Genomic DNA, 21190 nt, shown 5'->3' with positions numbered 1-21190 from the left:
CCTTTCTAACTATATATCTTTATTTTAGCAAGAGATTAGAGAAAATGATCACTCAAATAGCTCTTTTTTCGATAGTCGTTAGGCATCATGTGGTATTGCTTTTTAAATTTGGTATAAAAAGAGTTTAGATTACGAATGCCAACTAAGTTGCAGATTTCTGCGATGGAGTAGTCGCTTGAAGCTAATAAGTATTTAGCTTGTTCCATTCTTTTTCTGGTTCGCAATTCAATAAAGGTTTGGCCGGAGATCTTTTTAATTAAACTGCTCAAATACTGTTTAGTATAACCATAGCGATTCGCAAGCTGATCTAAAGAAATTGTCTGATAATGACTAGAAATTTCGGTCAGTAGGTCAACTAATATTTTTTGATGATTATCGTAGATTGTTTTTTCAATCATTGGGTAATTGCGGATGATTTTGGCTAATAAAATGTTAAAAAATTGTCGATAATGACACCGCTATAACTGTAGCCAGAAAAATATTAATTAATAATATCATCCATCGTGCCATTGATGTCATCATTTTTAGGAAAAAAGATGAATTTTTGTACATTATGGTTTTTCATAGAAATATTGAAGAGATACTGGTAAATAAAACTATCTTTTTTATGGGTTTCGTCTAAGAATTGAAAAGAAATATTCCTATTATTAAAAATAAAATTAATCATCAAATCGTCTTTGTTAAGTTTGACGATACTGTGATGACAACAAATATCCATCGTTAAGACATTGCCTTCTTTTAAATGGATCGGTTCACCCTCTACCAACTCATAGCGTTCACCTTTTAGCATGTAGTTGATTCTACAAATTGATGATTGTGAAGAGGATATGGGGCAAAACGATTGTGCTTGCTTAGGTAAATAGAATGGTGACTTAAAAGATGTTTGTTAGCAATTAGCTTATCGGCAGTTTGAATTAGCGTATAAGGTGAAGTTCTTTGACTTTGAAGACATTAATGAAGCAAACCAAGCTTCAGTTTCAGGTAAAGTTATCATGCCAGTTTTGATTATCGATAAGAATTACAAACCTGGTGAATAAAATAGTTAAAAAGAGATAAATATCCATTTAAAAGGCCCTTAATTGGGTCTTTTTTAGTACAATGATTTTATGAATATTGAAGACTTAAAAAAGAATTTTGAAAAGAGAGCAAACGAAGATAATGCAATTCAGATGGCTAAATATTTGCGCAATCAATTTGTCTTTTATGGGTTGAAATCACCTGTGCGTAGGGATGCATATCACCAAATTTTAAAAGATGAAAAAAAGAAAAAGCAAATCGATTGGGATTTACTTGATCAAGCGTGGAATGATAAGCATCGTGAAATGCAATATTTTGTTTGTGATTATTTGCTTGCAATGGAGAAATATGTCAGCTATGATGATTTATTTAAAATAGAGCATTACGTTCGAACTAAGCAGTGGTGGGACACAATTGATAGTTTAATGAAGCTCTATGGTTATGTAGGATTAAAGGATCAACGAGTAGATCAATTAATGCTTGATTGGTCAAAGGATCCTGACAAGTGGGTAAGACGAGTTGCGATTGAACATCAATTGCTTAGAAAAGATAAGATGAATACTGCTTTACTTAGTCAAATCCTTGAAAATAATCTTGAAAGTGACGAATTTTTCATTAATAAAGCAATTGGTTGAGCACTAAGAGATTATTCTAAAACTAATCCAGAATGGGTAAGTGACTTTATTGATGAAAATTATAATCATTTGGCCAAGTTAAGTATTACGGAAGGTAGTAAATATTTAAAAACAAACGATCTTTAGAAAAGACCGTTTGTTTTTTTGCTTTTGATATTCGTTTAAGAATGTTTGTGGTTAAGTTTACTTAAAAATAGAGAAACAATTAATACTAAGATAACTGCTCCTACAATAGATGGAATAATCGCCATTCCAGCTACTTGTGGTCCCCAGTTACCAAGTAATAATTCGCCAAGTGATGAACCGATCAGACCAGCTAAAATATTAGCAATCCATCCCATTGATTTGCCCTTACCGGTAATAGCACCAGCAATTAAACCAATCACACCACCAACAATTAATGCCCATAGCCAATGTAACATTTCAGGTCACCTCAGTCCTTTTCTTGTATGTCTTTTTTAACTTTAGCGGCTTTGTCCTTAAGCTTGCCTTTAGCTTGTTGGGCTTTGCCTTCGGCTTTACGAAGTTTGTCGTCAGTAATTTTACCTTCAACTTCTTTGGCCTTGCCGATAATCTTGTCTTTTAGGCCACTTTTTGCTTTAGTCATCATATAAGTCCTTTCTATACAATTAATTAAATTGACAAGTATATTATACATTTTTAGTGACACTGTGTCAAAGTATTAAAAGATGACTTAAGAAATAGTTTATAAACCAGCACTTTTAATGCACAATAAGTAACTAGCTATAACTGAGCCTTTTTACCAAAATAAAAGAGTTAGAGTAAAATCTAACTCTTTGTGTATTCGTGATAGACTTTTAGTCTAAATCTTTACCGTTTGATTCAATGACCTTCTTGTACCAGAAGAATGAATCCTTGCGTGAACGCTTCAAAGTACCTTCACCAGCGTCGTTCTTATCAACGTAGATGAAGCCGTAACGTTTGTCCATTTGACCGGTACCAGCGGAAACAAGGTCGATGCATCCCCATGGAAGGTAGCCCATTAAGTCAACACCATCAAGTTCAACGGCCTTTTCCATTTCTGAAATGTGGTTTCTCAAGTAATCGATTCTGTAATCGTCATGGATTGAACCGTCTTTTTCAACCTTGTCGTAAGCACCAAGACCATTTTCAACGATGAACAATGGCTTGTGGTAGCGATCTTGTAATTGGTTCAAAGCAATTCTAAGACCTTCAGGGTCAATTTCCCAGCCCCAGTCACTGCGCTTTAAAGTAGGGTTCTTAGCAACTGCTTTAGCTAAATCAGTTAAATCATCAGGCTTTACTTTTTCGCTTGAAACAGTAGTGGTTTGGTAGTATGAAAAGCCTACGTAATCAACAGTACCTTCCTTTAACACGATTCTGTCTTCATCGGTAATGTCAGGACGGTAGCCATTTCTTTCAATGTAAGCTTCAACAGCTTTTGGATATTCACCAAATACGTGAACGTCTGAGAACCAGTCACGACGTTGTTCCCACTTGTCGGCAAGCAATACATCGTCACTTGATGGAGTAAGTGGACGAACAGGTGAGTAGTTGATCATACAACCGATCTTGAAGTTAGGGTTAATCTTGTGGCCAATCTTGACTGCTAATGCGGAAGCAACAAGTTCATAGTGACCAGCTTGGTACATAGCAGCTTCTTTATCTTTGTCAGTCATACCATCTTTAAATAAGATACCTGAGTTGGTAGCCATTAAGAAGTCATTGTTAAAGGCTGATTGGTTATCAATTTCGTTGAAAGTCATCCAGTACTTAACCTTGTTCTTGTAACGTTTGAAGCAAACTTCAGCGAAACGAACGAAGAAATCGATAACTTTACGATTAGTAAAACCACCGTAATTCTTAGCTAAGTTGAATGGCATTTCGAAATGGGAGAGGGTAATTACAGGTTCAATGCCGTATTCATGACAGGTATCAAATAAATCGTCATAGAACTTTAAACCTTCTTCATTTGGTTCTTTTTCATCACCATTAGGGAAAATTCTAGTCCAAGCAATGGAAGTTCTGAAGCCTTAAAGCCCATTTCAGCCATCAACTTGATATCTTCCTTATAGTGGTGGTAGAAATCAATTGCTGAGTGGTTAGGGTAGTTCTTGCCAGGAAGTACGCCATCGGTGATTTCACGTGGCTTAGTTGCAGAACCGACAGTCATAACATCGGCAACAGAAGTACCTTTGCCGCCTTCTTTCCAAGCACCTTCAAGTTGGTGAGCGGCTACAGCACCGCCCCATAAAAAGTTCTTTGGCATTTTTGCTGAATACATTAATAAATTCCTCTCTTTCTTGTATGTAACTGGAAACGTTTACAACGCAATTTTTACATACTTACTTATTAAAATCAAGTGTTTTAGTCACCGTTAACGGTTAAGGCCCCGCGGTCGTACCGATTACGAGTTTCTGATAATTCGAATGGTCGGCCATCTTCTAAGAATGCTTTTTGATGAATGCAGAGAACAGGGTCATCGCGCAAGCAATCTAAATATTTCATATCATAGGCATCGGATTTCTCAGCGGTGATAACTCGATTATCTTTGCCGATTTTAAGGCCAAGGTCATTTTGAATGTACGAATAAACAGATTTATGCAAGATATCTAGCGTAATGCCAGGGATGCGTTTTACTGGCATTACTGTGTACTCAAGTTTAGCAGGCTTTCCGTTTAAAACACGCTGACGAATAATATCGTAGACATCATCGTTTTTGTCTAAGTTTAAAGCTTTGCGTTCATCAGCACTTGGCTTTCTGATGTTGAAGGCAATGACATGGCTGATTAAATGAAAAGCAGCACTGTTAACGTGTCTGGTAAAACCATTATGTTCATTTACACCAGAGTTTAAGAAAATATCCGGAATAGATTTGGTAGTAATAAATGTTCCGTGCCCCTTAACGGTCTTGATTAATTTTTTATCTTGTAAAATCTTAAGTGCGTGCACAATCGTCACTCGACTAGTATCGTATTTTTTAGCAAGCTCAAATTGTTCGGGTAATTGCTTGGTATATTTTTTCTCGATAATGTCTTTTTCTATATCACTCGCGATTTCTTGATAGCGGCTCACAATTGTGTCTCCTTTCTATTGTAAAGAAATATATTACATATATATTCTAACAGGTTTTTCTTATAATATGAAAGCGGTTTCCATAAAACGCTGATTTTTTTGTAAGCAATTTCATATGTAAAGTGGTATGCTTTACATGTAGCATATATGTATTTGAAAATGCTTACAAATGATGCATAATATTATTTGGCAAGAGCAAAAAGTATATATTTATGCTCGAAAGCGATTATATAAGTGTTAAAAATTTTTTAGCGCATGTATAATTTTTTATTTACAAACCAATGAAAGCGTTTTATAATAATTGGTGTAGATCAATATAAAACTAATTAAACTATAAAACGTAATAATTAGGAGGAAATATTATTATGGCTGAACAAACTATCATGTTAAACTGTGCTGCTGGTATGAGTACATCACTTTTAGTAACTAAGATGCAAGCTGCTGCTAAAGAAGAAGGCATTGACGCAGAAATCTTTGCATGTCCTGCTTCAGAAGCTGACGAAAAGATGGAACAACAACAAATTGACTGTGTTCTTCTTGGACCTCAAGTAAGTTACATGAAGGCTGACTTTGAAAACAAAGTTAAAGGCAAGGGTAAAGACGGCAAGGACATTCCTTTGGACGTTATTAACATGCAAGACTACGGCATGATGAACGGTAAGAACGTTTTGGCTCAAGCTGAAAAATTAATTAAGGGCTAATTTTAATTAATCAATAAAAAGGAGAGACTGATTATATGGCAGAAGAAAAGCAAACTCCAGAGCAAAAAGAACAAGAAACTTTGATGGCTGCTATGGGCCTTATTGCTAACGGGGGAAACGCAAAAAGCTTAGCATTTGAAGCAATTCGTCTTGCAAAGAAGGGCGATATTGACGGAGCACGCGAGAAACTTAAGGAAAGTGACAAGTCACTTCTTGAAGCACATAACTCACAAACTAATATGCTTACTAAAGAAGCTCAAGGTGACCACATGCACGTTACTTTGCTTGTAGTTCACTCACAAGACCACTTAATGAACGCAATCACCTTTAGAGATTTGGCTGGAGAAATGGTTGATCTTTATGAAAAGCTATATAAGTCTGGTTCTCTTAAAAAAGAAGATTAAGTAATCGCTGAAAAAATAACCTCTGCTTTTTGGCAGAGGCTATTTTTTATACCAAAGAATGTTAGACTAACAATATCGGAGAATTGATTGGAGAGAAAAATGAATAAAGAAGAAGTCGAAAAGACAAAAATTGAAGTGGCTTGTAAAAAACATCAAGATAGTATCAAGTACATGTATTTCAGTCGCTATTTAATGATTAGGTATGTAGTGACTATCTTTTTCTTTACTAACTTGATGTGGCTAATTATCAGTGCTTCATATGGTAGCGTAGTGGGCATGATTTTAGCTCTAGCAATGGGAATTTATTCAGCGGTTGCTAGTTTTGAACAATTATCTAAGATGCATAATCGTAAAAGAGATATTCCGATTACTAGGATTTATCTCTATGTGCAGATGGCATTCAATGTTGTTTTAGCTGTTTTAATATTTACACCTGTTTGCAAAACAATTTTTCCATTTGCAATTAATAATGATGTGCAATACTTCTTATTAGCATTATTACTAGTTGGAATTTTATTGGTTGCTTTATGTGAATACCGCATTCGTCAAATTATAAAAAATAAAGATCGCTATTATCGTGTGATTGAGACCTTTAAAAAGCATCAGCAATAGCTTATACGAAAAAATTTATGAAATATCATAAGTTTTTTTATAATGCTCTAAACTGCGTCAGAACGGCAAAAGTCTATATTTAATGGTCAAAAAGTATACCGTATGTTAGCAAAAAACGTTTACATATGAAATCGCTTTCGATATAATGAACTTGTTCAGATTTAATGAGTGTTTCAGAATATTGGGGGGAAAGAAATATGGCTGATTCAAACTCTGCACCTTTCAAAGATAGAATGGCTGCGGCTGCTGGTAAGTTTGCAGGCTCTCGCTTTGTTAGAGCTATCATGGACGCTGGTTATAGCGTTATTTCATTTTCAATTATCGGGGCAATCTTCTTAATTTTGACTATTTTGCCTCAAGCATTTCCAATTCCTGGATTTGCTGCATTTTATGCTAATACCTTGGGTCGTTTTACTAACTTGTTCCAAGTTGTTTACAACTCAACTATGGGTATTTTAGCTTTGGTATTTGCCGGTACTTTTGCATATTCATACACGAATATCTACCGTCAAGAAGAAAAGCTGGACCTAGTTCCAATGAACGCTTTATTGATGTTTTTAATGGCTTTCTTCATCACTGTACCAGAACTTGTTTGGAAGAATGGTTCAATTCAATTCGTAACTATTCTTACCAAGGCTAAGATGGTTGCTGGTGGTTACGAAGCTTCAACTGGTGGTATCACTAGAATTGCTTCTGTAGGTATCTTCACCGGTTTGGTAGTTGCTTGGCTAACGGTTCAAATTTACCGTTACACTGTAAAGCACAACTGGAGAATTAAGATGCCAGCATCTGTTCCAGCTGGTGTTTCAAACTCATTCAGTGCTTTGATTCCAGGCTTCTGTGTTGCTGTAGTAGTTGCTGTTATTGAATTGATTTTGGTAACTATGGGAACTGATATTTTCCAAGTTCTTTACATTCCATTCTCATTCATTAGTAACATTGCTGATACTTGGTGGGGCTTCCTCATCATTATCTTCTTGATCCACTTCTTATGGTGGTTCGGTATCCATGGTGCCACAATTATGAGTTCATTCTATACTCCAATTGTTTTGGCTAACATGGCTGCTAACGTAAAGGGTGCTTCACACTTCTTCGCTGGTGACCCAATGAACTCATTCGTAATCATTGGTGGTTCTGGTGCTACCTTGGGTATGGCTATTTGGTTAGCCTTTGGCTCACGTTCAGCCCAATTGAAGGAAATTGGTAAGGTTGAATTGGTTCCAGCCATCTTCAACATTAACGAACCACTTTTGTTCGGTTTGCCAATCGTTTATAACATTAACTTGTTAGTTCCATTCATTTGTGCTCCACTTGCTTCAGGTATTGTTGGTTACATTGCCGTAACTTCACACCTTGTTCCTAAGATCATTGTGCAACAACCTTGGCCAACACCAATTGGTTTGAGTGGTTTCATTGCCACTGCTAGTTGGCAAGGTGCCGTGCTTTCAGTTGTTTGTGCTATTGTCGCATTTGTTATTTGGTTCCCATTCATTAAGCACTACGACAATGTCCTTCTTAAGAAGGAACAAGCAGATGCTGCTAAGAACTAAGAGAGAAAATATAATTAATTATTAAACTTTGAACTAGAAAAAGCCGCAACTCGATTGAGTTACGGCTTTTTTGATGCTGAGAGAACGATTCTAAGCAGCCATATTGGCATAAACGTTGTCAGCCATTCGTTTTAATTCCTTATTGGCGCCCATTTTAAGTTGCCAGTTATAGAACATGGTTTGCAGTTTACCATGCTTGTCGCGTTCGAAGTGAAGCATTTCTTCACTAAAGGTGATCTTAACGCCTTGGTCATTGTCTTCAGTTACATACTTAATAATGATATCAAAACGGTCGGAAACAAAGTGGGCAGCGTATACTTTGCCTCGTTCATATTCAGTGATCTTTACTTTAGCTCCTGATTGCTCATATTCGGTACCAGCTTGTAAAGTAACAGGCATATTATTATTACGAGCTTGTTTAATACTGGTAATCAATTGTTGGTCAAGGTAATCAAAGAAATCTTTAGCTTTAAAACTAAATTGTTTAGAAATAGTAATCAATAAATTTCCTTCTCTCTATGTCACTTATAGTTTAATCTTATCTTTTTATAAAAATAGAGTCTAGCTTTTTCGCCAGACTCTATTGTCTCTTTATGGTTAATCTAGATCTTCACCATTAGAAGCGATGACTTTCTTGTACCAATAGAATGAGTCTTTAGGGTAGCGTTTAAGAGAGCCATGACCACGGTCGTCACGATCAACATAGACAAAGCCATAACGTTTCTTCATTTCACCAGTACCATTTGATACTAAGTCAATTGCTGACCAAGTAGTGTAACCCATTAAATCTACGCCATCGATAGTAACTGCATCGTGCATTGATTTAATTTGATCACGTAAGTAGTTGATACGGTAATCATCATGTACTGAACCATCTTTTTCAAGTGTATCAGCTGAGCCAAGGCCATTTTCAACAACCCATAATGGCTTGTGGTAGCGGTCCCAGAGATCGTTTAGAGCGATTCTTAAGACATCTGGGTCAGTTGCCCAGCCCCAAGCATTACTCTCAAGATATGGGTTCTTAACGCCACCAGCAGTAACGTTACCAGATGCCTTAGCGTCAGCTTCATGTGTAGTTAAAACATTAGAAGTGTAACAAGAGAAGCTTAAGAAGTCAGCAGGGTATTTAGCAATTAGTTCATAATCTTCTGGAGTATCATCAAGTTTAATGCCGTCTCGTTCATATTGCTTGAGACGATAGTCAGGGTAGCGCCCGCCAGTTTGAACGTCGCTGAAGAAGAGCATTTCTTGTTTAGCCTCCATTACTTTGATTTGATCTTTAGGATCGCAGGTGTATGGGTAGTAAGCGGAGTAGGCCAGCATTTGTCCTACACGGTTGTTAGGGTCGATTTCATGAGCTAATTTAACTACTTTAGCACTTGCTATAAATTGGTTGTGTGCACCTTGAGCACGGTTTTGTTCGCTACCATCGATTAAGCCACCACCCATATATGGAGCCATATCCATGGCGTTAATTTCATTAAAGGTAAGCCAATATCTAACTTTACCCTTGTAATGATTCATTACAATATCTGAGTAATGAACGAAGGCATCAATTAAGTGACGATCTTTCCAACCACCGAAGCGAGTAATCAAGGAAAGGGGAGTTTCATAGTGAGAAAGAGTAACTAATGGTTCGATCCCATATTTAGCACATTCATCGAAAACTTTGTCATAGAATGCTAATCCTTCTTCATTAGGCTTTTCATCATCACCATTTGGCAAAATTCTTGACCAGTTCATTGAAAGTCTGAATACGTCAAAGCCCATTTCTGCCATTAATTTGATATCTTCTCTGTAATGGTGGTAAAAGTCGGTTCCTTGGTGACTAGGGTAATAGTAACCATCAAGCATAGTTGGTACTGCACCATCTGGTAATTTGAAGTCTTGACCCCAGACAAGTGGAGTAGCACCAGTTTCTCCATTAAGCTTCTTCCAAGTAACCTTACGCGCTTCAGTTGCTGAACCGTTAGTTAAAACATCAACAGCGTTTAAACCTTTGCCGCCTTCATCGTAGCCGCCTTCGTATTGGTTAGCGGCAGTAGCACCGCCCCAAGTAAATTCTTTATTAAATGCCATATAAATACCTCTAAAATCTATTGTTGTCTAATAATACATAGTCACGAGTATCGTAACGATTGCGACTAGTTGAATATTCAATCGGTTGACCATTAGTTAGCCAAATAATCTGTTCAAGCTCTAGCATCGGATCATCATCTTTAGCACCTAGATACTTTTTATCGTATTTGTTAGGTTTAGCAGCACGAATTTTACGATAAGCGTGACCAAATTTTAGTTTTAGCTTTTTATGAATGAAATCATAAATGGATGCGTGGAGAATTTTGTCATCTAAATCAGGAACTAATTTGATAGGCATATAAGTATGCTCAATGATAAATGGTTTATCATCATAAAGTCTTAAACGAACGATATTATAAACTGGTTCATTCTTTTTTAGTTCTAGATTCTTTTGCATTTGTTCATCGGGAAACTCTACAGAGAAGTGAAGAACCTGACTTTTGATATTCTTTTTTCCTAGCAGATTTCTTAAACCTGTAAAAGCACTAGCAGGAGAATCATGAGCTGATTTAATTGGAATATCCCCAGAAACGAAAGTACCTAGTCCAGATTGTTTGTAAACTATACCTTGTCTTTCCAAACCATCAAAAGCTTTTTTAACAGTTAATCTGCTGACGTTGAATTCTTCAGCAAAGGCCTCTTGATCGGGAAGGGGCTCTTGTCTACTATAAACGCCATTTTCTATTCTTTTCTTTAATTCACTTGCGACCTCTAAATATTTTGCCTTTGCCATGTTTTATCATCTGATTTCTAATTATATTTTATACTTATACATTCATTTTACAATAAAAATATATACTTTATCAAAAAAGAGATGTAATTTAACTATTTCTTTAATAGCTCAACAACATCTCTTTTAGTTTATATTACTTAAAGTCAGCTATACCTTTTTCAATGGCAGACTCACAATCATTGTCGATTGGAATTCTTAATACCATTTGGCCATCAACTTCAATTCCTTTAGGAATTTGAATGATACCTGGAAAATGGTAACCGTGATGAGCTTTAGTTTCATCATCTAAATAAACTGAAACCTGACCATCAGCGGCGACGCCGATTTTGTAGTGATGATTATCACGATCAAATTCATTTACAATTTTTACTTCGTCTGACATTTTTTGACCTTCAATTAAGAAATTTTTATAGTTAGTAGTTAGCTTTACTTAGCTTTTTTAGCTTGTTCACGTTTAAGAAGAACGTTATCGTACTTCTTAGCGAATGGCCAGTAGATTGCAGTTGAGATGAGTAAAGTACAGAATTGCCAAATGGCCATCTTCCAACCACCGATTAAGAAACCGGAGATAACAGCTGGAGTAGTCCATGGAGCTGCGAAACCGTTAAGTGGTGGAACAATGCCAGTCTTAATTACTAAGTAAGTTGAAGCAGCAACTACTAATGGAGTTAAGAAGAATGGAACAGCAAGGAATGGGTTCATAACGATTGGCAAACCGAAGAGGAATGGTTCGTTAATGTTGAAGATACCTGGTACTAATTCCAATTTACCGATTGACTTCAATTGAGCTGATTTAGCAGCTACAAGAATGAAGATAATCAAACCAATAGTAATACCTGAACCAGTTAAGTTAATGAAGTTGTTGTAGAATTCGTTAGTAACAACGTGTGCACCTTGAGCAATGGTTAACTTACCAGCTTTGTATAATTGAGCGTTATCGAATGAGTTGGCTTGAAGCATAGGACCAGCAAGTGAACCAACGATCAAACCACCGTGGACACCGAAGAACCAGAAGAATGGAACAAGGAAACCAATAGCAAGAGCACCACCGAATGAGTCTGAAATACCTTGTAATGGAGTTTGGATTGTGTTGTAAGTCCATTGTAAGAAGTCAGTGTGTGCAAATAAGTTAAAGCAAGCGTAGGTGATCATAGTACCGATCAAGATGATACCTGCAGGAATCATAGCAGTAAATTGGTTTGAAACTGCAGGTGGAACTTGCTTAGGAAGTTTAATAGTCCAACCTTTTTTAACGATAGAACTGTAAATCCAACCAACAAGAAGACCAATGATGATTGCGGCGATCATACCGTCACCACCAAGCCAGGTGATGTTGAATACACCAGTTACAGGTTGTTCAATGTAGTTTTGAACCGCTTTTGGTAATTCACTAATTGCTGCGCTGAATGCTTTAGCGTTCATACCGTTAGGAATACCATTAGTTAAAGCAGTTTTAACTGGACTAGTAATTGATAAAGTTTGAAGCATTAAGAATGCGGCACATGAAGTAAGACCTGGTGCCAATGGTTCTAAGTTTTCATTCTTAACGTAAATGTAGGCAATACCAATTGATGCCCAAAGTGACATTACTGAGAATGTTGTAGTGTAAGCTTGGTTGAAAATTGCACCCCAACCAGAAGCATTAATTGCATTTGATACTGCCGGAATAGGAATATTTCCTAAAATTAAGAAAATAGAACCAATAATGATAAATGGTAAAGTATAAATCATACCATTTTGTAAGGCAGTAATAGCTTTAGTATTAACAAATTTCATTACAGGAGCAAAATTTTGCTGTTAACAAAATTGCCGAAACCAGATTGTTTTTGATCAGCCATTATAATTCATCTCCATTATCTTTAAGTATCTTTTGGAACCAATAGAATGATTTCTTAGGTACACGCTTTAAATCTTTTAAATCATGGTTTGATCTGTTAACGTAAACGGCGCCGTAACGTTTTTCCATATCTGCATGTGAACTTGGAATATCAATCAAGCCCCAGCCAAGATAGCCGAGAACTTTGGCACCGTCATCGAAAATAGCATCTTTCATAGCTTTAATATGATCACGGTGGTAAGCGATACGCTTATCATCTTCAATCATATGTTTACCGTCCCAAGTTTCCTTAAGACCAATACCATTTTCAATAGGGAAGATAGGAATGCGGTAGTGGTTGTACATGGTAGTAATCGCATTTCTAAATCCAAGTGGATCAATTGCCCAGCCCCAATCATTAGTTTTAACGTATTTGGATTCAACTCCACCTTCGTTAAGGTAACGGTTAGGAGCTTCACCAGCAGGAATCTTATCACTAGATAGAACCCATGATGAGTAATAAGAGAATGCCAAGAAGTCAGCTTTAGTTTTCTTCATGATTTCCTTATCTTCATCAGTGATGTCCATCTTAATGTTGTGATGCTTGGCGTATTGCATCACTTCTGGTGAGTAGCCATGACCTGTGTCAGCATCATAAATGTTGAAGTTTAAGAACTCTTGCACTTGTTTTGCTGCCCAGACATCTGCTGGCTTGCTTGTTGCTGGATAAATTTGTTGGTAAGCAAGCATACCACCGATTTTTACATCTGAGTAATTTTCGTGGATGTAGTTTGCTAACTGGATATGACACATCATCGTGTGGTGGAAGATAGTGTACATATCATCCAAGCTCTTGTCTCCCTTTTCATAACCTGAAATATTGAATACTTCATCTTGGAAGTAGAGGTTATGTTCATTGAAGACAATCCAATGTTTGACTCGATCACTAAAGTGATCGATCATCTTTTTACCCAAACGGACGAATGCATCAACCACATGTCTTGACATAAAGCCGTTGTATTTCTTGGCTAAATTGAGTGGCATGTCGAAGTGGTAAAGACAGATCATTGGTTCAATGCCACGCTTAAGCATTGCATTGATTAAACGGTCGTAGAAGTCAATACCCTTTTGGTTGAAGTTGCCGTCTCCGTCTGGACACACACGAGACCAAGATATTTGAATCCGGTACATGTTCATATGCATGTCCTTCATCAAATCCAGATCTTCGTCATATCTGTGATATTCGTCAATTGCTACATGCCAATCAGTAGTATTGTCAGTAGCTGGCCGAACATCGTAGACGGAAAGACCTTTGCCATCTTCATTCCAGGCACCTTCAGTTTGCATACTTGAAACTGAGTTGCCCCAGAAGAATGTTGATGGTAACTTGCGCTTTTCAGTCATATATTTCTTCTCTCCCTCTGTAAGCACTTTCATTTTTTACACTAATAAGTGTATCAAATTGAAATAAAAAATAAAGGTTTATCTAAATAAAAATATATACTTTTATTTAAAAGAAAAAGAAAAAGCCTATAACAATAGGCTTTAAAGGATGTAGATTTAATATAAAATAACATTTATAGAGTGATTATTTTGCATTTTGTTCGAAATCAGCAACAGCACCACGTAAGTTGGCATCACTCTTTAACTTACATAAAACGATATCTGGTTTCAACGTTACCAAATCTAAGCCATCTCTTAAACGATCAATTTCTTTGTTTAGGAGTGGAATCAATTCAGGATTGTTGGAAATCCCACCACCGAGAACGATCTTTTCTGGATCAAAACTGTGTTGAATGTTGTAGATGGCAACGGCTAAGGCGTGGATTAAAGTTTGACGTTCATCACTAGCTGCAGGATCATCTTTATCTGCTAACTCAAAAATAGTTTTGCCGTCGAGATGTTTACCAGTTCTTTTATTGTAACGGTTAGCCATTGCTACTGGGGAACCTAATTCACTTAAAGTATGAGCACCCATAATCATGTAGCCAAATTCTCCGCCAAAGAGATGAGCACCATGCCAAACTTTTTGATTAATAATTAGGGCACCACCGATACCTGTACCAATTACAAAGAAAGCCATGCTGTCACACCCTTTACCACTACCTTCGGCTAATTCGCCTAAGGCTGCAGAGTTAGCGTCATTTTCGATAGAAACTGGAAGGCCAAAACGTTTTTCTAATTCATCTACAATCTTGAAGTTGTGGATGTAAGGAATAGCACTAGATCCACCGATAATTCCTGTCTTTTTATTAACTGCACCAGGTGAGGAGATAGCTACTCCTTCGATCTTGGTATCTTTTTTGATTTTATCTACTTCATCAGTTAATAATTGATAGAAACCGTTCAAATCTTTTGGCGTATCGATTGCATGTTTATCTTGAAGCTGATTATCTTTCCAAGTTGCGATTTTAATAGTTGTACCACCAATATCAATTGCTGCTAAATTCATTTTGTTTGCTCCTTATTAAAAATATATATTTTTGTAACTTATCATAAATACTTTTGAAAGCGTTGTCAATGAACTGTCTAATGGTAAAATAAAGATGATTGAATATAGAGGAAAAACTCCAAGGAGAAAAAATATGGTAAACACAATTATAAAGAATAGAAGAGCTGTCAGAAAATTTACTGCAGATTTTGTATCAGATGATAAAATTAAAAATTTGATTGAAGCTTTTCAAACTTCACCATGTGGTATGCACCAACCGGACGTAATGAATTTGGTAGTTGTTAAGGATAAAGAATTAAGAGCTGAAATTGAAAAAGTAACAGGTAATTCTTGTTATGGCGCACCAGTTTTGTTCTTGATCAATACTAAGAAGGACAACATGTTTGGTGAACGTGACGCCTCTGCTGCAGCTAAAAATATTATGTTAGAAGCAACTGATATGGGTTTAGGCTCAGTTTATGTCATGGGCGGAGCTGTAAAATTGAATGATTTTGCTGATATTCAAAAAGAATTGGGTATTGCCCAAGACTTTGAAACAACAGTAATTGTTCCTGTAGGTAAAATTGCTGAAGAACCAGCTAAGGAAGACCGTACTAGTCGTTATCAAGTAACTATCTATTAAGGAATCGTTAATGAATAAAAGAATTTTACTTGGCTTATCTGCTATTATGCTGACTGCAACTTTAAGTGGGTGTAGTCAAGTTCATTTTGGTAGGGATACAGTAACTATTGGTTCAGTGAAAAAAGCTAAGCCAGAAGTTAAACATAAAACTACTAAAAATGAGTCAGCAGTATCTAGCAGCAGTAAAAAGTCAGTTAAGAAAACCACTAAAAAAGTTGAGAAGACTAAGGTTAAAGATGAGAATAAGAAAAAGTCTAAGCCGAAGACCAAGAAAGTAGTAAAAACTAATTGGAATGAAGCCAAAAATAAAAAACTGCAAGCCGCAGTAAATAAATGGAGTAGACCTTCAGGTCAAACTTATCGTTTTTATGATGGAATTCATCCTTTGAAGACTAAAAAAGGCGATACATATCCGCAAGCTTTCAAACAAGCAAGATTTGTTTTAAAGAAAAAACAAATTAAAATAGACTGGAGTCCTTTGGGCAAGAATAAGTATCAATATAATGTTGTGGCGATTGCTAATGATAATTTTAAGTCGTGGCATAACACTTACTTGTTCTGTTTAAAAAAGAATAAACCTGTGATTTTGCTTGATCAATCTAAAAAAGGTGCAGTGGTAGTAGTTAAAGCTGTTAAAGATACTACTTTGATTAAAGGCTTTGAAAAAGCTTATCAAAAATAAAGCATAAATCAGTTTAAGAGTAAAACAAAAAAAGCATGTAGAAATTAATCCTACATGCCTTTTGTTTTGAAATTGTACTCGGTTAATCGAAATTAATCGTGGTCAACATCGTCTGGGAAGAATGCAAGACGTTCGCCCTTGCCAAGTTCTTCTTCGATTTCAAGTAAGCGGTTGTACTTTTCAACACGTTCTGAACGAGCTGGAGCACCGGTCTTAAGTTGACCACCGTTTACAGCAACTGCCAAGTCAGCGATGAATGTGTCACCAGTTTCACCTGAACGGTGTGAAATCATAGTGTTGTAACCATTCTTACGTGACATACGGATAGTTTCAAGGGTTTCAGTAACAGTACCGATTTGGTTCAACTTGATTAATGAAGCGTTACCGGCACCTTCCTTGATAGCCTTCTTCAAAAGTGCTGGGTTAGTACAAATGAAGTCATCAAGAACGATTTGGATACGGTCTTTGTGTGATTCAGTGAACTTAACCATACCGTCAACATCGTTTTCGTCGTATGGGTCTTCCATTGACATTAATTCTGGGAATTCTTCCAAAAGCTTGTCGTAGTATGCAGCTAATTCTTCATCGTCAAGAACCTTGCCTTCAAGGTGGTACTTGCCGTCTTCTTTGTTGTAGAAGTATGAAGCAGCACAGTCACATGCAATACCGATATCTTCGCCTGGCTTGTAACCAGCCTTAACGATTGATTCGTGTAAAGCCTTCAAAGCTTCTTCTGAGTTCTTCATGTTAGGTGCGAAACCACCTTCGTCACCCAAGCCAGTTTCGTAACCCATGTCTTCAAGAACTTTCTTCAAAGTGTGGTATACGTTAACGATCTTTTCGAAACCATCACGGAATGAAGTCTTAGCAATTGGAGTGATCATGAATTCTTGGATGTCGATACCGTTGTCAGCGTGTTCACCACCGTTGATAACGTTGTGGAAAGTTTGTGGCATTTCAAGATCAATACCGCCAAGGTAACGGTAAAGAGGTTGTTGACTAGCCTTAGCTGCAGCAACAGCAGTAGCCATTGATACACCTAAGATAGCGTTAGCACCAAGACGACCCTTGTTTGGAGTACCGTCTAAGTCGATCATAGTTTGGTCAATCTTAGGTTGGTTAAATGGGTCCATACCCTTTAAAGCGTCGTTAATTTCAGTGTTAACATTGTTAACAGCCTTTGAAACGCCCTTACCGCCAAGACGTGAACCACCGTCACGTAATTCAACGGCTTCGTTTTCACCAGTTGAAGCACCTGATGGAACTTCAGCCTTACCTACGACACCGTTTGAAAGGGTAACGTGAACTTCAACAGTTGGGTTACCACGTGAGTCAAAAATTTCGAGTGCGTGTACATTTTCAATAACTGATTTGAGCATTATAAACCTCCTCAAAAATTATGGCATGTAACAAAAATTTTGCATGCCATACGGAACAATTTTTGCTCCGCTTACAACTCAAATTTTAGCCTAACTTTGTGATTGTGTAAACATATGAAAGCGGTTTACATTTTAAAAATTAATAAAGGCAGTAAAAAAGGCTATACTGTGGCGGTATAATACATGTATTAAAATATATGTTTTATAAATAAGGAATTTGAATATGGAAAAGTTTAAATTAATTGTTGATTCTAGCAGCAATATGGTAAATGATCCCACACGTAATGTAGAAGTAGTGCCATTAACTATTTCTTTTGGTGGTAAGGATTACATTGATGACCAGAATTTAAATATTCAAGAATTCTTATCTGATATGAATAAAAATCAGGTTGCTGGCAAAACTACTTGTCCTAGTATCCAAGCTTGGCTTGATGCTTTAGAAGGAACCGAAAAAGCTATCATCGTTACAATGACAAGTGGGATGAGCGGTACTTTTTCTTCAGCCTTACAGGCAAAAAATATGTATGAAGAAAAACATCCTTCAAGTCAGATTATTGTAGTCGACTCAAGAAGTGCCGGACCTGAACTTACCATCGTTTTGCATGGCATCGAAAAGATGATTCAAGGTGACATTCGTTTTGTTGATCTTGAAGAAGAAATTGCTGAATTCAGAATGCATACGCATTTGCTATTTATTTTACAATCACTGCATAATTTATCCTTAAACGGTCGTGTCTCACCAACTGTAGCTAAGATTGCTGGTCTTTTAAAAATTAATTTAATTGGTACAGCAAGTAAAGATGGTAAGCTTGAGCCGTTAACTAAAGCTAGAGGAATGAAAAAAGCAATGCGTGAACTGCTGAAATATATGAAAGATGATAATTATCATGGCGGCGAAGTCATAATTGATCATTGTGAAAATGAAAAGGATGCTGAAACTATTAAAGAAAAGCTTCAAGCTGAATACCCCGATGCTCAAATTACAATCAGGCCAATGCACGGCTTGTGCAGCTTTTATGCCGAAGAAGGTGGATTGATGATAGGTTTTAATGAGTAAATAAAAAAGGTCACATTGTAGTGACCTTTTTAAAATGCAAATAATAGTTGCTGTGAAATACTAAAGCAAGCAATTGCTAAACTAGTAGCGCCAATAATATCAGAAGGATAGTGTGCTTTTAAACTTAAACGAGAGATTATTACCGTAACCCATAAAGCAATAATGCTAATGACAAAGACTAAACCATAAGTTTTGGCAAATAGCTGCAGTAAGATCAAGCCCATCGTAGTTGCTCCAAGCACATGTCCACTTGGAAAACTATAGCCAGTTTCCATATTAGAATGCATAATTGGCCGCTTGCGTCTAATTAGCCTTTTCAAAATAATTCCTGAAATATCAGCAAATGCTAAAGTACCTAGTACCCAAAAAGCAGTTAATTCGCGCCCTTCATTTAACAAAAGTCCTGCTAATAAAACATCCCAAACTACCATTAACTTAGGATCATTGATGAAGGCAATGACTTGCCATTTATAACCATCATGTCTTTTGACTAATTGATGATGGAGCCAATGGTCAAATAAATTAAAACGACGTGAATTTTTGATGTTAAAAATAAGTAGCAATAAAGTTGAAATTGCTAGTAGCAATACAATATAACTATTCATTTAATTTTAGAATTCCTTATAAACTTAATCATTTATATTTTAACCAGAAAACCAAAAATAGCACCAATTTTTAGACAAAATTAATATTTAATTTTGATATTTAAAAGTAGGCTTATTGATCATATCAAAAACAATTAGATCATTAGCATCAAGATTTTCTTTATGCATATCAACCACCTTGATCTGCTTGTCGGTATATGTTGTGTAGTAAAAGATTCCCTTATCTAGGTTAGTGCCGTCAGAATAAATGGTATATTCAAAGGTATCAGGGGCTGTTTGATCTAAGCCTTTTTGTTGTTCAACAGAATGCAAAATATGGAAATATGTGTCGACATTTTCAACTTCATTATCACTTATTGGCGCATTAAATTTATTAAAAGTGGCTCTGACAAAGCGTGATTCAGAATCCATTCCGCCAGGTAAGTTACGTGAGCCAAGACCTCGGCTATAGTCGCTTAGTTCAATTTGACTTGAAAAGTTATTTTTAGGTGTGGCGGCAGATACATCAGCGTAGTTATTCAAGTTGAATAATTGTTTAGGAAATTGCGGATTATTGGTTAAACAGCCAATTGGATTGTCATAAATGTGCATCCCATCTTTATCAGTTTCAACTACAATGCTCTTGCCAGTTTTATCAGCGATTAACCAGTGGAGTGGGGAGGCTATCATTTTTTCAGAAAAGTTGATATCAGTAATGTTAATGGTAGACAATATTTTTTTAGCTTCCTTAATATTAGCAGCTTGTCCTAAAAGCCAAGGAATAAATTCAAATGAAGCAATATTATCTTTGCCTTCTTTTTCTTTATAGTAAGTTGCATTACCAGGATAATTCAGCCCGGCCATGCCTAAACCCATTTCATTAGCTGCGTCAAAGTATAAGGGATAGTCATTGTTATCTAGAGCAATACCAATAATTGCATAATGATGATCAATTGATGGCATCTTGCGAAACATGAAAGGATAATTACGCGGAGTGATTACGACTTGTTGTCCAAAAGTTATCTCTAAATCAAGATTGCGGCCAAAATAATGATCTTTTGGACTAAAAATGATTGATGTACACATATTACTCTCTTTTCTATTTATTTTGTTATATAACTGTTCTATAATACAGACGGCAATTAAATTACAGCATTTATTTTATTGCTGATTAAAGCATCTCATATTCAGTTTAACACATATAAATGGAAAAATAGCTTGATCAGAAGATTACTAAATTATGGGTTGAGGAAAAGTTATAAATACGCGTGGTGCTAGTTAAATCGTTCTAGGCAATATGCAATATTGTAAGCCAAAATTGCAACTTCAAGTCTCTCTTGAAAACCTGCTAAACTTCTAGCTCGATTGTTCTCAGCATTGTAGTAAGACAATAACGAAAAATCACTCTCGATGGTCCTTCTGAGTACCATTAAATAGTGCTTATTGTGCTTTTGAGCATTCTTCATATTTTTACGATATGGTGTCCAAAGCGTATAGCCCATTTGCTCGACGATTGCGAATTGGCTGACAGACTGGCACAGGAAAACTATCAATAATCAAAATGTCGCCTGACAGATCTACTTCCTCATTAAGGCCATGTCGAATTAAATAGATCAATGGCAAAAGCATGTGTGCTCTGCGATTAAAGCGAGAGTGAGATAAATTAACAAGCTTTTCACAAAATCTTCTTTGAGATTCAACGCCCAATAAAGCCTGCCAAATAAGCAAGGCCAGAATAGAACTGTCAGATATTTTACATCGATTGATATTCCGTCTTTGCTTTAATGCATCTGGGGTATAAAGTTTGTAC

The 21190-nt window shown here is 36.4% G+C and carries 21 protein-coding genes and 6 pseudogenes; 9 read left to right on the top strand and 18 right to left on the bottom strand.

The window, feature by feature from the left end; genetic code table 11:
- Window positions 1–35 precede the first annotated feature (35 nt).
- Both JCM1039_RS12125 and JCM1039_RS12120 read right to left on the bottom strand, forming a co-directional pair.
- Window positions 36–398 carry a helix-turn-helix transcriptional regulator gene (locus JCM1039_RS12125; protein WP_025014334.1) on the bottom strand — a complete coding sequence of 121 codons (363 nt, stop codon included), beginning with the start codon at window positions 396–398 and terminating at the stop codon, window positions 36–38.
- An 83-nt stretch (window positions 399–481) separates the two neighbouring features.
- Window positions 482–790, bottom strand: a complete 309-nt coding sequence (locus tag JCM1039_RS12120) for a cupin domain-containing protein (RefSeq protein WP_236692625.1) — start codon at window positions 788–790, stop codon at window positions 482–484.
- A 139-nt stretch (window positions 791–929) separates the two neighbouring features.
- Between JCM1039_RS12120 and JCM1039_RS11830 the strand changes: the two are divergent.
- A pseudogene (locus JCM1039_RS11830) lies at window positions 930–1037 on the top strand (NAD(P)-dependent alcohol dehydrogenase); the annotation flags it as partial.
- Between the two features lie 69 nt (window positions 1038–1106).
- Window positions 1107–1778: pseudogene (locus JCM1039_RS10205) on the top strand (DNA alkylation repair protein).
- A gap of 35 nt (window positions 1779–1813) precedes the next feature.
- Here JCM1039_RS10205 and JCM1039_RS01325 read toward each other — a convergent pair.
- From JCM1039_RS01325 to JCM1039_RS01310, 4 genes and pseudogenes are all read right to left on the bottom strand, one after another.
- Window positions 1814–2074 carry a GlsB/YeaQ/YmgE family stress response membrane protein gene (locus JCM1039_RS01325; RefSeq protein WP_025014333.1) on the bottom strand — a complete coding sequence of 87 codons (261 nt, stop codon included), beginning with the start codon at window positions 2072–2074 and terminating at the stop codon, window positions 1814–1816.
- Window positions 2075–2085: 11 nt separating this feature from the next.
- Window positions 2086–2259 (bottom strand): CsbD family protein, encoded by a 174-nt coding sequence (locus JCM1039_RS11825; protein WP_081775132.1) that lies wholly within the window; start codon window positions 2257–2259, stop codon window positions 2086–2088.
- Between the two features lie 211 nt (window positions 2260–2470).
- Window positions 2471–3918, bottom strand: a pseudogene (locus tag JCM1039_RS10200) (6-phospho-beta-glucosidase).
- 83 nt (window positions 3919–4001) lie between these two features.
- Window positions 4002–4709 (bottom strand): GntR family transcriptional regulator, encoded by a 708-nt coding sequence (locus JCM1039_RS01310; RefSeq protein ID WP_025014332.1) that lies wholly within the window; start codon window positions 4707–4709, stop codon window positions 4002–4004.
- A gap of 365 nt (window positions 4710–5074) precedes the next feature.
- Between JCM1039_RS01310 and JCM1039_RS01305 the strand changes: the two genes are divergently transcribed.
- The 4 genes from JCM1039_RS01305 to celB all read left to right on the top strand — a co-directional run bounded on the left by JCM1039_RS01305 (window position 5075) and on the right by celB (window position 7976).
- Window positions 5075–5410, top strand: a complete 336-nt coding sequence (locus JCM1039_RS01305) for a PTS sugar transporter subunit IIB (protein WP_025014331.1) — start codon at window positions 5075–5077, stop codon at window positions 5408–5410.
- Window positions 5411–5445: 35 nt separating this feature from the next.
- Window positions 5446–5814 carry a PTS lactose/cellobiose transporter subunit IIA gene (locus JCM1039_RS01300; protein ID WP_025014330.1) on the top strand — a complete coding sequence of 123 codons (369 nt, stop codon included), beginning with the start codon at window positions 5446–5448 and terminating at the stop codon, window positions 5812–5814.
- Between the two features lie 99 nt (window positions 5815–5913).
- The gene (locus JCM1039_RS01295) at window positions 5914–6426 is read left to right on the top strand and encodes a hypothetical protein (RefSeq protein ID WP_025014329.1); all 513 of its coding nucleotides are present in this window, start codon (window positions 5914–5916) and stop codon (window positions 6424–6426) included.
- Between the two features lie 197 nt (window positions 6427–6623).
- The gene (gene celB / locus JCM1039_RS01290) at window positions 6624–7976 is read left to right on the top strand and encodes a PTS cellobiose transporter subunit IIC (RefSeq protein WP_025014328.1); all 1353 of its coding nucleotides are present in this window, start codon (window positions 6624–6626) and stop codon (window positions 7974–7976) included.
- A 90-nt stretch (window positions 7977–8066) separates the two neighbouring features.
- On the opposite strand, the gene JCM1039_RS01285 is transcribed toward celB, so the two are convergent.
- From JCM1039_RS01285 to JCM1039_RS01255, 7 genes and pseudogenes are all read right to left on the bottom strand, one after another.
- On the bottom strand, window positions 8067–8477 hold the full coding sequence (locus JCM1039_RS01285) for a DUF3284 domain-containing protein (protein WP_025014327.1): 411 nt from the start codon (window positions 8475–8477) through the stop codon (window positions 8067–8069).
- 96 nt (window positions 8478–8573) lie between these two features.
- On the bottom strand, window positions 8574–10055 hold the full coding sequence (locus JCM1039_RS01280) for a glycoside hydrolase family 1 protein (protein ID WP_025014326.1): 1482 nt from the start codon (window positions 10053–10055) through the stop codon (window positions 8574–8576).
- Window positions 10056–10065: 10 nt separating this feature from the next.
- Window positions 10066–10788, bottom strand: a complete 723-nt coding sequence (locus tag JCM1039_RS01275; protein ID WP_025014325.1) for a GntR family transcriptional regulator — start codon at window positions 10786–10788, stop codon at window positions 10066–10068.
- Window positions 10789–10921: 133 nt separating this feature from the next.
- A complete protein-coding gene (locus JCM1039_RS01270) occupies window positions 10922–11170 on the bottom strand; it encodes a hypothetical protein (RefSeq protein WP_025014324.1) in 249 nt (82 codons plus the stop codon).
- Window positions 11171–11214: 44 nt separating this feature from the next.
- Window positions 11215–12626, bottom strand: a pseudogene (locus JCM1039_RS10195) (PTS sugar transporter subunit IIC).
- On the bottom strand, window positions 12626–14008 hold the full coding sequence (locus JCM1039_RS01260; protein WP_025014323.1) for a glycoside hydrolase family 1 protein: 1383 nt from the start codon (window positions 14006–14008) through the stop codon (window positions 12626–12628). Before JCM1039_RS01260 ends, JCM1039_RS10195 begins: the two are co-directional and overlap by 1 nt.
- 184 nt (window positions 14009–14192) lie before the next feature.
- Window positions 14193–15056, bottom strand: coding sequence for an ROK family protein (locus JCM1039_RS01255; RefSeq protein WP_025014322.1), 864 nt, complete (start codon window positions 15054–15056; stop codon window positions 14193–14195).
- Window positions 15057–15189: 133 nt separating this feature from the next.
- Between JCM1039_RS01255 and JCM1039_RS01250 the strand changes: the two genes are divergently transcribed.
- Window positions 15190–15678 carry a nitroreductase family protein gene (locus tag JCM1039_RS01250; protein WP_025014321.1) on the top strand — a complete coding sequence of 163 codons (489 nt, stop codon included), beginning with the start codon at window positions 15190–15192 and terminating at the stop codon, window positions 15676–15678.
- Between the two features lie 10 nt (window positions 15679–15688).
- Window positions 15689–16360, top strand: a complete 672-nt coding sequence (locus JCM1039_RS01245) for a DUF4767 domain-containing protein (protein WP_025014320.1) — start codon at window positions 15689–15691, stop codon at window positions 16358–16360.
- 92 nt (window positions 16361–16452) lie between these two features.
- Here JCM1039_RS01245 and eno read toward each other — a convergent pair whose 3' ends face one another.
- Complete coding sequence (gene eno / locus JCM1039_RS01240; RefSeq protein WP_025014319.1) at window positions 16453–17739, bottom strand: phosphopyruvate hydratase; 1287 nt, start codon at window positions 17737–17739, stop codon at window positions 16453–16455.
- Window positions 17740–17962: 223 nt separating this feature from the next.
- On the opposite strand from eno, the gene JCM1039_RS01235 reads away from it, so the two are divergent.
- On the top strand, window positions 17963–18796 hold the full coding sequence (locus tag JCM1039_RS01235; RefSeq protein WP_025014318.1) for a DegV family protein: 834 nt from the start codon (window positions 17963–17965) through the stop codon (window positions 18794–18796).
- Window positions 18797–18825: 29 nt separating this feature from the next.
- Here the strand turns inward: JCM1039_RS01235 and JCM1039_RS01230 are convergent, their stop codons facing one another.
- From JCM1039_RS01230 to JCM1039_RS12945, 4 genes and pseudogenes are all read right to left on the bottom strand, one after another.
- Entirely contained in the window at window positions 18826–19401 is a 576-nt protein-coding gene (locus tag JCM1039_RS01230; protein WP_025014317.1) for a phosphatase PAP2 family protein, read from the bottom strand.
- A gap of 87 nt (window positions 19402–19488) precedes the next feature.
- On the bottom strand, window positions 19489–20466 hold the full coding sequence (gene bsh, locus JCM1039_RS01225; RefSeq protein WP_025014316.1) for a choloylglycine hydrolase: 978 nt from the start codon (window positions 20464–20466) through the stop codon (window positions 19489–19491).
- A 188-nt stretch (window positions 20467–20654) separates the two neighbouring features.
- A pseudogene (locus JCM1039_RS12950) lies at window positions 20655–20882 on the bottom strand (transposase); the annotation flags it as partial.
- 10 nt (window positions 20883–20892) lie between these two features.
- Window positions 20893–21190 (bottom strand): annotated as a pseudogene (locus JCM1039_RS12945) (IS982 family transposase); the annotation flags it as partial.

Source organism: Lactobacillus kitasatonis DSM 16761 = JCM 1039, assembly GCF_000615285.1.
Classification (GTDB): Bacteria; Bacillota; Bacilli; order Lactobacillales; family Lactobacillaceae; genus Lactobacillus; species Lactobacillus kitasatonis.
The sequence above is the reverse complement of the archived record's forward strand: the minus strand, read 5'-3'. Positions and strand labels throughout refer to the sequence as shown.